This is a genomic window from Nocardia concava NBRC 100430, assembly GCF_000308815.1.
Taxonomy (GTDB): domain Bacteria; phylum Actinomycetota; class Actinomycetes; order Mycobacteriales; family Mycobacteriaceae; genus Nocardia; species Nocardia concava.
This window is the reverse complement of the sequence record NZ_BAFX01000002.1, coordinates 34,249-48,733: the sequence shown is the minus strand read 5'-3', so window position 1 is coordinate 48,733 and position 14,485 is coordinate 34,249. Positions and strand designations below refer to the sequence as shown.

Sequence of the window (14,485 nt, the reverse complement as noted above, 5' to 3'; positions counted from 1 at the left end):
GCGGTGAGCGCACGCGTCGAGCCCGCACTGACGGGGCGGGCTCGGGAGACTCCCCTACGGAGTACGAATCAATAGGCGTAAACGAGCAGACGCATGCGATCAACTCTGCGCGCCGGGCGCACCACCGTCAAGCGGATTATCCAGCGGGATCCAGCCATTGGTGGAGGGCTCGCGCTCCGAGAGCGCCGCGCCGACCAGCCCGTGCCGGTCATTGAGGTCGTTGATGAGCTCGGACACCGGATGCGAATCGCTGTAGTGGTAGCCCTGCGCCAGCGCGAAGCCGAGCTCGGTGAGCACGGCCGCCTGGTACTCGGTCTCCACACCCTCGGCGATGACCTGCAGATCGAGCGACTTGCTCAGCGCCGCGATGACGCCCAGCAGCGGCGGGGCGGGCGAATCGGAGCGGATGGCCGCCACGAAGGACTGATCCACCTTGAGGATGTCCGACGGCAGGGTGGCCAGGCGCGACAGCGAGGAGTAGCCGGTGCCGAAATCGTCGATGGCGATGCGGACGCCGCGCTCGCGCAGCTTGTGCAGGTTCGCGATGGCGGTCTCGGATTCGGCGGCCAGCTCGGACTCGGTCACCTCGAGCACGAGTTGTTCGGCGGGCCAGCCGGTTTCGGTGAGAATGCCGGAAACCCGGTCGGCGTACTCGGTTTCGGCCAGCTCCAGGCCGCTGACATTCACGTTCAGCGTCAGATCCAGCTGGGCGAAAGTCTCCTGCAGCCGGGCGGCGTCGGCGCAGGCGCGGCGCAACACCAGCTCGTCCAGATCGGAGATGAGGTCGTATTCCTCGGCGACGCGGATCAGGCCCTCGGTGGTCACATCCGGTTGCGCGTGAGAAGACCAGCGCAGCAAGGCTTCCACGCCGACCGCGCGGGTCGCGCCGTCGGAGAGCGAGACGATCGGCTGGTACTGCACGTCCAGCGTGCCGCGGTCGATGGCCTCGCGCAGCTCCACCGCCAGCGGCAGCTGCCGCGAGGACTCCAGCACCGTGCGATTGCGGCCCGCCTGCTTGGCCCGATACAGGCCCACATCCGCGCGCGACACCAGCAGCGACCCGGATTCGCCCGGCTGCCAGGACGTCACACCCGCCGAGCAGCCGGTGGTGACGGCGGCGCGCAGCTCCTCGGTCAGCAGGATGGCGGCCTGCTCGGTGGTGCCGGGCAGCAGCAGCGCGAAGGCGTCACCGCCGTAGCGGGCCAGCCGCTGCTCCGGCGCAAGCAGTTTCGACCAGGTGTCGGCCACTCGCTGCAGCACGGCGTCGCCCGCCCGGTGGCCGAGGTGATCGTTGATCTTCTGGAAGCGGTCCAGGTCCACCAGCACCAGGGCCAGACCCTGGCCGGTGCGGGTGGCGTGCGCGATGGCATTACTCAGCGCCCGGTCGAAACCGCGCCGATTCAGCAGACCGGTCAGCACGTCGATATCGGCGTCCGACGCCATGCGCGTCAAAATGCCGACCACGATGCCGATTCCGAAGGTGATACCGGCCGGGATGATGCCCGACCACCACGGCAGCCCGCGCGAGGGCACCACCCACAGGCACATGGCGATGGCGAACGCCAGATGCGCGCCCAGCCAGCGCCAGGAGAAGAAGATGGCGGCATCACAGGCCACGAACACGTAGAACGCCGCCAGGCTGATCGCGCCCACCGTGTTCGGAAACCAGTGCACCGCAACGGTCACCAGCACGGTCGCGGTCGCCACATAGGCGTGATGCACCGAATGCGGCAGGCGCGGACCCCAGATGAGCAGGCTGATACCCAGCAGCAGCGCCACGAACGCCGCCGCGCCCACCAGCGGCCGATTGCCCTCATCCCCCGGGGCGACCGCCGTCAGGATCAAGCCCAGCAGCCCACCCATGACGTAGAACGCCCCGGTGGTCCGAGCCATGACCATTGCCGTCGCCAGCGCCGATGCCGCCCGCACCCGGGTTCGGGTATCGCCGCGAGACCCGATTCCTCGCACGGTGCCTAGCCTAGACATAACCCCTGCCAGCGGTAGACACAACCGAAGGAATAAGCCACGCCGAGTAGCGAATACTCAGCGAGGCTTCAGCACGTCGGTGCCGACGAAAGGCACCAGCGCAGCGGGCACCCGCACCGAACCGTCGGCTTGCTGATGGTTTTCCAGCAACGCGACAATCCACCGGGTTGTCGCCAAAGTGCCGTTCAGCGTGGCGGCGATCTGCGGCTTGCCGTTCTCGTCGCGGTACCGGACATTGAGCCGACGCGCCTGGAAGGTGGTGCAATTCGAGGTCGAGGTGAGTTCGCGGTAGGTCTGCTGCGTGGGAACCCAAGCCTCACAATCGAATTTGCGCGCCGCCGAGGAGCCCAGATCGCCCGCGGCCACATCGATGACGCGGTAGGGCACCTCGATGGCGGCCAGCATGTCCTGCTCCCAGGCCAGCAGCCGCTTGTGCTCGGCATCGGCCTGCTCCGGCGTGGTGTAGACGAACATCTCCACCTTGTCGAACTGGTGCACGCGAATGATGCCGCGGGTGTCCTTGCCGTAGCTGCCCGCCTCGCGGCGGAAGCACGACGACCAGCCCGCGTAGCGCTTGGGGCCCGCGCTCAGATCCAGGATCTCGCCCGAGTGATAGCCCGCCAGCGGCACCTCCGAGGTGCCGACCAGGTACAGGTCGTCCTCCTCCAGGTGATAGACCTCGGCGGCGTGCTGGCCCAGGAAGCCGGTGCCCTGCATGACCTCCGGGCGCACCAGCACCGGCGGGATCATCATGGTGAAGCCGTTGGCGGTGGCCTTCTGCGCGGCCAACTGCAACAGGCCCAGCTGCAGCAGCGCGCCGTAGCCGGTCAGGAAGTAGAAGCGCGAACCCGAGACCTTCGCGCCGCGTTCCATATCGATCAGGGCCAGCGACTCACCCAGGTCCAGGTGGTCCTTGGGCTCGAAGTCGAATTCGCGCGGGGTGCCGACATGCTCGAGCACGATGTAGTCGTCCTCGCCGCCCGCGGGCGCGCCCTCCTGCACGACATTCGACAGCGCGCGCTGGGCGGCGACCATATCGGCGTCGGCGGTGCTCTCGGCGGCCTCGGCCTCCTTCACCTTCGCCGAGAGCTCCTGGCCCTGCTTCAGCAGTTCCGCGCGCTCCTCCGGGGAAGCCTTGCCGACCTTCTTGCCCAGCGCCTTCTGCTCGGCGCGCAGATTGTCGGCCGTCGCGACCGCGGCGCGACGGGCGGCATCCGCCTCGAGCAGGGTGTCCACCAGAGACGGGTCCTCACCGCGAGCACGCTGCGACGCACGAACCGCTTCCGGGTTTTCCCGCAGGAATCGAAGGTCGATCATGCAGCTCAGCCTATCCGGCGGCCGCTACCCGATTTCGGATAGGTCCGGCCATCCGCCCCACGACCGGGCGATTTCCAACCTAGGGTTAGCCGCATGGGACGGCAGGGAGTCCGGCAGCGGCTCCGCCGTGGTCTTTGACGAGGAGTCACCATGCCCCAATACACCCCGCACACGGCCGATTTCATTGTCATCGGAGCCGGATCGGCGGGGGCCGCAGTGGCCGCACGCTTGAGCGAGAGGCCCGGCGTCAGTGTCGTGGTCCTGGAGGCGGGCGGTGAGGACAAGGACAAGTTCGCGCACATCCCGGCCGCGTTCAACCAGCTCTTCCAGGGCCCCAACGACTGGAACTACCGCACCGAACCGCAGCCCGAGCTCAGCGACCGCAAGGTGTACTGGCCGCGCGGCAAGATGCTCGGCGGCTCCTCCTCCATGAACGCCATGATGTGGGTGCGCGGCTTCGCCGCCGACTACGACGAGTGGAGCCGCTACGCCGGACCGGAATGGTCCTTCGAGCAGGTGCTGCCCTACTTCCAGAAGATGGAGGCCGTCGAGGAGACGACCGAACCCGGCGAGGGCCGCAAGGGGCCGCTGCACATCTCCCGCCAGCGCAGCCCGCGCCCGCTCACCCACACCTACCTGCAGGCCGCCGCCGAGGCCGGGTACCCGGTGGAGCGCGCGAATCAGGACCGGCCGCAAGGCTTCTCGCAGACCATGGTGAATCAGAAGCGCGGCGCGCGCTGGAGCACCGCCGACGCCTACCTGCGGCCCGCGCGGCAGGCCGGGCGCAATATCAGCGTCATCACCGACGCCCACGCCACCAAGATCCTGTTCGAGGGCAAGCGGGCGATCGGGGTGGAATTCCGGATCGGCGGGGAGACCAAGCAGATCACCGCCAAGCGGGAGATCGTGCTGTCCGGCGGGGCCATCAACAGCCCGCAGCTGCTGATGCTCTCGGGCATCGGCGACGGACATCGGCTGCAGGAGCTCGGCATTCCGGTGGTGCAGGATCTGCCGGAGGTCGGCCGCGGCCTGCGCGACCATCTGGCCGCGCCCATCGTCTACCGCACCCGCGCGGGCAGCCTCTTCGGCGCGGACAAGAACCTGCTCGAACTCGCCAACTACCTGGTGTTGCGGCGCGGGCAGCTGACCTCGAACATCGGTGAGGCGTACGGATTCACGCGCAGCCGTGAGGAGCTCGAGCTGCCCGACCTCGAACTCATCTTCGGGCCCGCGCCGTATATCGCGGAGGGCCTGGGCGATCCGGACGGGCACGCGCTGACCTTCGCGGCGGTGCTGCTCAAACCGGAATCGATCGGCAGCATCACCCTCACCTCCCCCGACCCGTTCACCGCGCCGCGCATCAACCCGCGCTACTGCGCCGAACCCGCCGACCGCGCAGCCCTGCTCGCGGGCCTGCGCCAGTGTGTCGAACTGGCGCACCAGCCTTCGATGAAGGAGCACATCGGCGAACTCATGCAGCCCGCCGTCCCGTCGGACACCCCGATGGAGGAGGTGCTCCGGCGCTGCCTCGAGGACCATTCGCACACGCTGTACCACCCGGTCGGCACCTGTGCCATGGGCAAGGACGAGACCAGCGTGGTGGATCCGCAACTGCGCGTACGCGGTATCGAAGGGTTGCGCGTCGCCGACACCTCGGTCATGCCGGTGATCACCCGCGGCCACACCCACGCACCCGCGGTGCTGATCGGCGAGAAGGCGGCGGATCTGATCGCCTCGTAAGCGCAGCACCACTCGTCATCCCGGCATGCTTTTGGCCGGGATCCACAGCGGCCAGGGTGGATTCCGGCCAAAAGCGCGCCGGAATGACGGGGGTGGGGGGTGCGAAGATCGGCTGGAAGGGTGGTTGTTCATGGCGGGGGTGGGTGGGCGCTGCAATGATGGACCGCGATGCCTGAGCAAAAGATGCCTCCGCAGTGGCCCGCGCAACCGTCTCCGTCGCGCTCCGGGCCGCCCAACCGTCGCAAGCCGACGGCGCTGGATCGATTGCTGACACCGTTCCGCGCGGTGGAATCCAAGCTGGACCGCAGCGGTCCGCTCTCGGCGTCCACCGTGCGGTGGGGTCTGCTGGCGATGGCGGTCGGCGTCACGCTGGCCGTGCTCATCACCATGTTCGTCTCCAACGGCTTCGACTCCAATCGGGTGAAGGCGCACGCACCGGGGGCCGCACAGCCCACCGGCGCGGTCGCGGGCGCGGCCTTCGGCACCGCCAAGGAGGGCGACTGCCTGAGCTGGTCCAAGGCCAATGCCAGCGACCTCACCAAGGTCGACTGCGCCAGCAAGCACCTGTTCGAGGTCACCGCGGACATCGACCTGAGCAAGTACCCGGGCAAGGAGTTCGGGCCGGGCTCCCGCTTCCCGGATTCGCTGCGCTTCTCCGAACTGCGCGACGAGCACTGCGTCAGCGCGGCCCAGGAATACCTCGGCGGCCGCCTGGACCCGCGCGGCAAATTCGTTGTCGGCCTGATCAATCCGGGTGAGGCGGGCTGGAAGGCGGGCGAGCGCACGCTGCGCTGCGGCCTGCAGGTCTCCGGCAGCCAGGGCATCGCCACCAAACCGATCACCGGCAGCGTGCGCGACATCAACCAGTCGAAGGTCTACGACATCGGCACCTGCATCGGCATCAAGTCGAACCTGCCGACCGATCCGGTCGACTGCACCCAGCCGCACGCCTTCGAGATCGTCTCCACCGTGGACCTGGCCTCGCACTTCAACGGCGGCCCGCCGTCGAAGGACGATCAGGACAAGTTCATGGAAGACCAGTGCGCCAAGGACGCCGCCGACTACCTCGGCTCCCCCGACGCGCTGCGCAACAAGACCCTCACCCTGTTCTGGGACGCCCTCGACACCCGCAGCTGGCTGGCCGGTTCCCGCAGCCTCAACTGCATGGTCGGCAAGGGCGCGGATCAGGAGGGCTTCGCCACCATCACCGGATCGGCCAAGGGCGACATCCAGATCGACGGCCAGGCCCCGGTGCCGCCGCCCAACAGCGGCCGCTACACCCCGCCGCCGCTGCCCGGCGCGAACCCTCCGGCTATCCCCCAGCCACGCTGAGTCGGCGATAGCGAACACACATGTCCGTCTCCATGTCCGATGAGCGCTTCGAGGAACTGGTCGGGGATGCCCTCGACCTGATTCCGCCGAAGTTGTCACAGGCGATCGACAATGTGGTGATTCTCATCGAGCCGCGCAGCGACGAGGATCCTCACCTGCTCGGTCTCTATCACGGCATCGCCCTCACCGATCGGGACTTCAGCCACTACGGGGGCGCATTACCCGACACGATCACCATCTATCGCGAGGCCATCCTCGAGATGTGCCACAGCGAAGAAGAGGTGGTCGAAGAGGTTTCAATCACAGTCGTTCACGAGATCGCGCACTATTTCGGGATTGACGACGACCGCCTCCATCAGCTGGGATGGGGCTGAACAGCGGCGCTGGGAACCGATCAGCAAACCTCTGCGTCCAATCTTCATAACCGGGGTGGAACGTAGAAGGGAGCCCGATCAATGGTTGGCCATGTCCTGGTGCAGCCCGAGGTGATCCTCGCGGCCGCCCTCGAACTCGACCTGCTCGCCGAACGCCTGGCCGCCGCCGCGAGCGCGACCGCCGCGGCGACCCACGTGCTCCCCTCCGGCACCGAAGAGGTGTCCTTCCTGGCCGCAGCGCATTTCAACAACGCGGCCTTCACCCACGACCACTCCGTCGCCCAGGGCATTCTCGAGCTGCATCACGCCGCCGCCACCCTGCGCAGCCAGCTGGCGCAATACCTGGCCCAGGACGCCTTGCGCGCCGCCGGTATCGCCGCCATCCAGGTGTAGAAGGGGAACGCACGCATGACGCTGGGAATCACCGGGGTGTTCTGGCTGCCCCGCATGGCCGAACTGAATTCCGTCTCGCTCAATGCCGGCACGCACGCCATTCCGCTGATGGCCGCCAACACCGCCTGGAGCGCGCTCACCGCCTCCTGGGTCGACGCCACCACCACGGTCGCGCGGGTGATGGCCGAGATCGGCGTCGGGCTCGAGGGCCTGAACGGTCTCAATGTGCTGGCCCGCCTCGGCGTCTTCACCGGCTGGGCCGAACAACAGGCCGTCATGGCCGGCGTGATGGCGGGCAAGGCCGCCGCCAACGCCACCGCCTACACCGTGGCGTCGATCGCCATGCCGAGCCTGCCCGAGATCGCGGCCGTCGACGCCGCGCGCGTGGCGGCCTACTCCACCGGCGGCGCGCTCAACGGCACCGCGGAGGCGGCCGAGGCCGCCAAGGTCGCGCTCGACATCCGGGCCGCCCTGGTGATGGAAACCTATGAGGCCGCAACGAGTTTGATGGTGATGACGCCCGGCCAGTTCCTCATGCCGCCCGCCATCGCCATGGGCGCGGGGTCGGCCAACGCGGGCGGCGACGCCTTCGGCAACAGCAGCGATCCGATTCAGGCGGCGCTCGGCGCGGCCGCGGCACTCGCCCAGAACCCGGCCGTCACCAGTGCCCTCTCGCAGGTCGCGCAGGTGGCGGGGACCGTGGTCACCAGCGGTGTCTCCAGTGCGGGAAACGTTGCGAGCACGGCGGTTACGGCCATCGCGAACGCGGTCACCCAGGCTCCGGCCCTGTCCGGTGCGGGCATGCCGGTGGCGGCGGGCGCGGGCGCCGCGGCCTTCGGCGCGGGCGGTGCGGCGCTGGCCACCCAGGCCGTGTCCTACAACGGCGTCGGCACCTCCGTGAACATCGGCAATGGCGGCGGCACGCTGCGGCTGCCGGACGGCTGGGGCGCGGGTCTCGGAAGTGTCGGAAACGCCGGTGGCGCAACGGCTCCCGTCGCACCCGTGGCCGAACCGGTGACCGTGGCCACCGCTCCCGCCTCCACCAGCCCGGTCCGCTCCTCGGGCACCAGCCCGCTGCTCGGCAGCCAGGGCAGCGACGAGGAGGAGACCCATCGCGGCGCCGATTACGGCCTCTCGGCCGAGGTGTTCGCGGACGGCCGGGTCATCGCACCCGCCGTCATCGGCGGCGATCCGCTGGCCGACCGGTGACCGTCCTCGGCGCGGGGCGCGGGCCCTCGCTGCTGCGTTCGGTGACGCTGTCGCTGGACGAAATGCAGTATCTCCAGGAGACATTGGAGATCGACGAGCTGCCCACCGTGTTGAATGCCATGGGCCGCTACGACACTGCCGCCGAGCACGACGCCGCCATGGCCGCCGCGGCGACGGCGCTGACCGAACGCGAACTGCTCACCGACGATCAGGTGCATCCGGAACTGGCCGAACGGCTTCGGGTGCTCTACCGGCCGCACTGGGTGCTGGCCGTGCGCTGGTATGTCGGGGGCCAGGTCAACCGGTTCTGCCTGGCCAAGGGCGACGACTTCGAAGTGGTGGCGCTGCGCGGCCCGGCCTCCTATGTGATCGACGAGGCGAGCCATGACCTCGCGGGCACCGTGCTGGCCGCGCTGGGTCCGGCCGAACCGCTGGAACTGGCCGGAATGAACGCGCCCACCGAGGATCTGGTCCCGATCTTCGACGATGCGGGCGATGCCGCGACCACGGCCGCGCGGCTGACCAAGGTGTGCAGTCCGGCCCGCGACGCGCAGGCCATCGCCTCCGCTCTGGTGCAGGTGGATTCGCACGCGGAGATCGTCGGCGTGCTCTACGGGGACGGCTCCCGCGACGTCGCCGACAACCATATCGCCGTGTACAACACCCGGCACGGCCGCTTCCTGGCCATCACCACCCGCGCCGACGACGGCACCAGGTGGACGTCGTTCGCGAGCGGCACCCCGGCCCGCTTCCGTTCGGCCCTGCAGCACCTGTTCGAATCCCTGCCGCAGCGAACGGAATTCCCGAATTCCTGATCAGCCCATGGGGTCGTCGCCGGTTGGCTCGATCTCACCGGCGAAGGGCGGGAGATAGCGACCCCAGCGGGTGCACTCCCAGAGATCGTTCTCGAACGGCAGCAACTCGATGGTCTCGGTATTGTCCAAGTGATTGTTGGCCGCGAAAAGCCTTGGCACACCGGTCAGTTCACGCGACACCAGGCGCATGGCGGCGCCGTGGCTGACCAGGATGACATCACCGGCATCCGGATCGGTCAGGTACTCGTCGCGAATGCGGCGCAGCGCGGGGATGTAGCGGGCGAGCACGTCCTCGCCCGATTCCCCGCCCGGCACGCGCAGGTTCAGTTCACCGAAATGCCATGCGTGATAGACCTTCTGGAATTCCTCGTGCGCGGCCTTGGTGTTCAGGCCCTCGAGATCGCCGAGCTGGACCTCCTGCAGGTCCTCGAGCACCTCGAGCGGCGTGCCGGTGGCGGCCTCGATATAGCCGCCCGTCTGTCTCGCACGTAGCGCCGCCGAGGAGAACAACTTCCGCGGGGGCGCGATCAGGTTCGCGCCGAAGGTCTTCGCCTGCGCCGCACCGCGTTCGGTGAGCGGCAGGCCCGGTAGGCGCGTGTCCAGGATCTTGGCGACATTGCCTTCGGTCTCGCCGTGCCGGACCAGGATGAGTTTGCCGGTCACAGGTCGGCCACCCCCTTCTTCAGATCGGCCAGCCAGGCCGCGGCGGGTGCGTCCGGCGGCGGCGGTGTTCCGGTGGCCGAGGTCGCCGGCCAGGAACCGAGGAAGCGGATCCGGGCGGCGGTGCGGTGCAATGCCTTCAGGGCCTCGGCCACCGCGGTGTCGTCGACGTGTCCGACGCAGTCCAGGTAGAAACGGTAGGTGCCCATGCCGGTTCGGGTCGGGCGGGACTCGATGCGGGTGAGATCGATACCGCGGGTGGCGAATTCGGCGAAGGCGCGCATGAGCGAGCCGGGCTCGTTGGCGAGCTCGAGCACGATGGAGGTGCGGTCGGTCCCGGTGCGGGCGGGCGCGGGGCCCGGCGTGGTGACCAGCACGAACCGGGTCACCGCCTGATCCACGTCGGCCACGCCGTCGGCCAGGGTGGCCAGACCGAGGCGCTGCCCCGCCAGCGAGGTGGAGACGGCGGCCTCGGCATGCCCGGCCACGACATCCTCCGCGGCGGCGGCGTTCGAGGTCGAGGTGTACATCTCGGCCAGCGGCATGTTGACCGCCAGCCACATGCGCACCTGCGCGGCCGCGATCGGATACGCCGCGATGCGCCGGACCTCCTCGAGCGCGATGCCGGGGCGGCCCACGATCGTGAAGGCCACATCCAGATCGGTCTCGGCCACGATCTGCAGCCGCGGGCCGATGGCCAGCGCGTCCAGGGTCGGCGCGATCGAGCCCTCGACCGAGCTCTCGATCGGCACCACCGCGCCCTCGGCCTTACCGGCACGCACCAGTTCGATGGCCGCGCCCTGGCTCGGGGCCGGGACACGCTCGACCGGCCCATCGAATACTCCGGTGGGCTCCAGCTTGGCGAGGGCCATCTCAGTGAACGTTCCCGACGGCCCCATGTAGGCGATGCGCGGCACGATTACGACATTACTTGCGTGCGCGCGGTCACCCCCCGCTTTGGCCAACTCCCGGGTAACTTCGCGCCCCCGACCGGGCGATCAACCGCCGAGCACCGCCAGCGCCGCGGTGATCGCCGCGGGGTCCTGGGTTTCGATGGCCAGCAGCACATCTCGGAAGGCCTCGACCGCGGGCGGCTTCAGACCGGTGAGGAACGCGAGATCCGGGGTGGCGAGCGCGGCCCGGATGTCGTCGCCGATCAGCGCGGCGACGGTCGCGGCGATCGCGGCCAGGGCACGGTCACCGGACTCGGCGCGGGCCACGAAACCGCTGTCGCCGTGCACGATTCGCACCAGGAACTCGGAAATGGCCTCGTCGTCGATGCCCATGTCCAGCACCTCGACCCCCGGATCGGCGGTGGCCGGGCGGACCAGGCCCTCGGCGAGGCCGCGCGCCGGGCGCGGCGGAACGGACAGGGTGAGCGCGACCGGCTCGGGCGCGGGGGACGAATCGTGCGGCACGCCTTCACGGTAGCGATCGGCGCGGCGGCTCCCGACCGGCACCCGCGTAGCGCTTGCGCAAGCGATCCCCGTCACTTAGCTTAGGTTTACCTAATTCCAATTCCGGAGGTGTGTATGCCACCCGCGGCCCAGGTCGTCGCACCCACAACCGCCGAACGCGTGCACAGCGCCTGCGCGCACGCCGAGAGCGCGATGCTGGCGCTGCCCGGCCTCGACCCCGTGCCCACCTCGGTGCATCTGCTGCGGCAGTGCGGCGACATCGTGGTCGCGGTGCCGATGAACTCCACCGCTGCCGGACTCGTCCTCGGCTGCGGCACCAACGGATCCCCCGCGGTGCTGGAACTCACCGACCAGGCCCCGCTGAACCTGCGCGAACGCGTCCGCGCCCTGGTCTGGCTGCGCGGCTGGGCACACACCGTCCCCTCACACGCCCAGCGCGCACTGGCCGGCGCGGTCGCCGCGGACCACCCGCACCCGGCGCTGCTCGACGTCGGCCACACCGCGACCCTGCTGCGCCTGGTCATCGACTCCGCGGTGGTCGCCGACACCTCCGGGGCCGACGCGGTCGACCGTGACCGGCTGCGCGACGCCCGGCCCGACCCGTTCTGCGCCATGGAAGCGGGCTGGCTGCAACACCTTCAGGCCGACCACGCCGACGTGGTGGACCGGCTGGCCCGCCGCCTGCCGCACGCGCTGCGCCGCGGCGCGCTCATCCATCCGCTGGCCATCGACCGCTACGGCGTCACCCTCCGGGTCGAGGCCATCGACGCCGACCACGACGTCCGCATCCCCTTCGAGCACCCCGCCGACGACCTCGAATCCCTCAGCCGCGCCGTGCACGCCCTGGCGGGCAATCCCTTCCGCGGTGGCGTGCACCGCATCTGACGAATCTCCGCACGCCCCGCCTAGATTGGCGGGCATGGTTTCGGCTGATCCCGCGCCCGTGTGGCCCGCGCCCGAATCGTCCGAGCGGGGACGACGGGCGATCAAACTCGAGATCGCGGTGGTGCTGGTCGTCACCTTCGGGCTGAGCGGGGCCAATGCCGCGCTGTCCCTGCTGGAGAGCGCGCTCTCGCCCGGCGGCGTGGGCGGGCAGACGGTCGCGCTGAACCCCTCGCGGGCCGCGCAGTCGACCATCGACCTGCTGTTCCAGCTGCTGGGTGTGGCCCGGCTGCTCGGATGGGCGGCGCTGGGGCTGTATCTGTTGTGGCGCAGCGGGATCGGGCCCGCGGCGATCGGGCTGGTGCGGCGGCTGCGGTGGCGCGCCGACGTGCTGCCGGGCCTGGTGCTCGCCGCGGTGATCGGAATCCCCGGGCTCGGACTGTATTTGGTCGCCCACGCGCTGGGGGTCAGCGTCACCATCGTGCCGGCTTCGCTGCAGCACTGGTGGCGACTACCGGTGCTGGTGCTGTCCGCGTGGGCCAACTCGGCGGCGGAGGAGATCCTGGTCGTCGCCTATCTCATCACCCGGCTGCGGGCGCTGGGCTGGACCGAGAATCGCTCGCTGCTGGCCTCGGCGCTGCTGCGTGGCAGCTATCACCTCTACCAGGGTCTGGGCGGCGGGCTCGGAAACCTGGTGATGGGGTTGATCTTCGGCCGGTTCTGGCAGCGCACCAACCGGATCTGGCCGCTGCTGCTGGCGCACGCGCTCATCGACACGATCGCCTACATCGGCTACACCTTCCTGCGCGGACACGTCTCCTGGCTGCCGTAATCCAATCGGAACGAGCCACGCGGACGCTGCGGTCGGTACTGTTTCCCTTGATGAACGGCGACGACCCCCAGCACTTTGCACGGATGCGCCGGGAGCCGCCGCCGGGACGCCCCGGTGAGCCCCCGGCGCACCCGCAGCGACCCATGGCGAATCCCGGGCAACCGCAGAGATCTTCGTCTCACCGGCCGCCCATGGACGGCTCTCCCGTTAACGGCGAGAGACCCGGCGTGGAACCAACCCAGGTGATCCGACGCAATGAATCCGGCGGCCCGGCCCTGGCGTATTCCCAGGTTCCGCCGCCCCGGAACGCCGCGCCGCCGCCTCGGCGACCCGTACCGCCGAATCGGCCGCCGGGCAACCGGGTTCCGCCGCAAGGCAATCGAGTACCGGTCCGGGAACCGGCGGCCGCCGCCATGGGCTACGCGCCCACCCAGGAACCGGAGCCCTTCCACGACGAACCGCCCCGCACTCCCCCGCCGCCGCTGCCTCCGGGTCGGCGCCGGGGCGGCGGTGGCGGTGACCGCCCGCCGCGCGGCTCCCGCCCGCGCAAGAAGCGGCACTGGTTCCGCTGGATCCTGTCGCTGCTGCTGGTGCTGATCCTGCTGCCGATCGCGGCGGCCATCTACGTGGACACCCACCTCACCCGGATCGACGCGCTCGCGAACTATTCGGGCCGGGTCGGCGACACGCCCGGAACGAATTGGCTTCTGGTCGGATCCGACAGCCGCTCCGGACTGTCCAAGGATCAGGAACAGGAGCTGTCCACCGGCGACTCCTCCGATGTCGAGGGCGAGCGCACCGACACCATCATCCTGGTGCACATCCCCAAGTCGGGGCGGCCGACGCTGGTCAGCCTGCCGCGCGACTCCTATGTCAGCATTCCGGGCGTCGGCAAGGACAAGCTCAACGCGGCCTTCGCCAGCGGCGGCCCGCAACTGCTGGTCAAGACCGTGGAGGGCGCGACCGGGCTGCGCATCGACCATTACGCGCAGATCGGATTCGGCGGGTTCGCCAATATCGTCGACGCGGTCGGCGGTATCGAGATGTGCCTGGACACGCCCATGAAGGATCCGCTGGCCGGCATCGACCTGCCCGCGGGTTGCCAGACCCTGACCGGCCCGGAGGCGCTGGGCTTCGTGCGCTCGCGCGCCACCCCGCGCGCCGACCTGGATCGCATGCTCAATCAGCGAAAGTTCCTGAGCGCCTTGCTGAAGAAGGCCGCCAGCCCGGCGACCCTGGCCAACCCGTTCCGGTCCTGGCCGCTGATCCGGGATCTGACCAGCGCGCTCAAGGTCGACGATGGCGCGCACATCTGGAATCTGGTCGGCCTGGGCCGGGCGTTGAACGGCGATCCGATCGCCACCACGGTGCCCATCGGCGGGTTCGAGGATGTCTCCGGCAGCGGCAATGTGCTGCTCTGGGACAAGACCCGCGCGAGCGCGTTCTTCGAGACACTGGCCAAGGATCAACAGCTGCCGCAGGACTTGATCACGACCGTCGGAAGTTAGCTCGAAAGTTGGTCAGGAA

The 14,485-nt window shown here is 69.4% G+C and carries 14 protein-coding genes; 9 read left to right on the top strand and 5 right to left on the bottom strand.

Annotation, left to right across the window (positions count from 1 at the left end):
- Positions 1–99: 99 nt before the first annotated feature.
- Entirely contained in the window at positions 100–1,968 is a 1,869-nt protein-coding gene (locus ON43_RS00420) for a putative bifunctional diguanylate cyclase/phosphodiesterase (RefSeq protein ID WP_245568416.1), read from the bottom strand.
- Positions 1,969–2,043: 75 nt separating this feature from the next.
- On the bottom strand, positions 2,044–3,303 hold the full coding sequence (serS, locus tag ON43_RS00415) for a serine--tRNA ligase (RefSeq protein WP_040802297.1): 1,260 nt from the start codon (positions 3,301–3,303) through the stop codon (positions 2,044–2,046).
- Positions 3,304–3,453: 150 nt separating this feature from the next.
- Between serS and ON43_RS00410 the strand changes: the two genes are divergently transcribed.
- The 6 genes from ON43_RS00410 to ON43_RS00385 all read left to right on the top strand — a co-directional run bounded on the left by ON43_RS00410 (position 3,454) and on the right by ON43_RS00385 (position 9,166).
- On the top strand, positions 3,454–5,043 hold the full coding sequence (locus ON43_RS00410) for a GMC family oxidoreductase (protein WP_040802296.1): 1,590 nt from the start codon (positions 3,454–3,456) through the stop codon (positions 5,041–5,043).
- A 168-nt stretch (positions 5,044–5,211) separates the two neighbouring features.
- Positions 5,212–6,375, top strand: coding sequence for a septum formation family protein (locus ON43_RS00405; RefSeq protein ID WP_245568415.1), 1,164 nt, complete (start codon positions 5,212–5,214; stop codon positions 6,373–6,375).
- A 20-nt stretch (positions 6,376–6,395) separates the two neighbouring features.
- Positions 6,396–6,749, top strand: a complete 354-nt coding sequence (locus ON43_RS00400) for a metallopeptidase family protein (RefSeq protein ID WP_040802294.1) — start codon at positions 6,396–6,398, stop codon at positions 6,747–6,749.
- An 81-nt stretch (positions 6,750–6,830) separates the two neighbouring features.
- Entirely contained in the window at positions 6,831–7,142 is a 312-nt protein-coding gene (locus tag ON43_RS00395) for a PE domain-containing protein (protein ID WP_040802293.1), read from the top strand.
- A gap of 15 nt (positions 7,143–7,157) precedes the next feature.
- Positions 7,158–8,351, top strand: coding sequence for a PPE domain-containing protein (locus ON43_RS00390; protein WP_040802292.1), 1,194 nt, complete (start codon positions 7,158–7,160; stop codon positions 8,349–8,351).
- Complete coding sequence (locus tag ON43_RS00385; protein WP_051177677.1) at positions 8,348–9,166, top strand: ESX secretion-associated protein EspG; 819 nt, start codon at positions 8,348–8,350, stop codon at positions 9,164–9,166. The genes ON43_RS00390 and ON43_RS00385 overlap by 4 nt, the downstream gene beginning before the upstream one ends.
- On the opposite strand, the gene ON43_RS00380 is transcribed toward ON43_RS00385, so the two are convergent.
- The 3 genes from ON43_RS00380 to ON43_RS00370 form a co-directional block, all read right to left on the bottom strand.
- Positions 9,167–9,829: a histidine phosphatase family protein gene (locus ON43_RS00380; protein WP_040802291.1), complete on the bottom strand. Its 663-nt coding sequence runs from the start codon at positions 9,827–9,829 to the stop codon at positions 9,167–9,169.
- Complete coding sequence (pheA, locus tag ON43_RS00375; protein WP_040802290.1) at positions 9,826–10,743, bottom strand: prephenate dehydratase; 918 nt, start codon at positions 10,741–10,743, stop codon at positions 9,826–9,828. The genes ON43_RS00380 and pheA overlap by 4 nt, the downstream gene beginning before the upstream one ends.
- An 81-nt stretch (positions 10,744–10,824) precedes the next feature.
- Positions 10,825–11,244, bottom strand: coding sequence for a hypothetical protein (locus ON43_RS00370; protein ID WP_040802337.1), 420 nt, complete (start codon positions 11,242–11,244; stop codon positions 10,825–10,827).
- A gap of 114 nt (positions 11,245–11,358) precedes the next feature.
- Between ON43_RS00370 and ON43_RS00365 the strand changes: the two genes are divergently transcribed.
- The 3 genes from ON43_RS00365 to ON43_RS00355 all read left to right on the top strand — a co-directional run bounded on the left by ON43_RS00365 (position 11,359) and on the right by ON43_RS00355 (position 14,466).
- Entirely contained in the window at positions 11,359–12,129 is a 771-nt protein-coding gene (locus ON43_RS00365; protein WP_040802289.1) for a DUF2470 domain-containing protein, read from the top strand.
- 34 nt (positions 12,130–12,163) lie between these two features.
- Positions 12,164–12,958 carry a CPBP family intramembrane glutamic endopeptidase gene (locus ON43_RS00360; RefSeq protein ID WP_040802288.1) on the top strand — a complete coding sequence of 265 codons (795 nt, stop codon included), beginning with the start codon at positions 12,164–12,166 and terminating at the stop codon, positions 12,956–12,958.
- Positions 12,959–13,200: 242 nt separating this feature from the next.
- Positions 13,201–14,466 (top strand): LCP family protein, encoded by a 1,266-nt coding sequence (locus tag ON43_RS00355; protein WP_373283365.1) that lies wholly within the window; start codon positions 13,201–13,203, stop codon positions 14,464–14,466.
- The last annotated feature ends 19 nt before the right edge of the window (positions 14,467–14,485 follow it).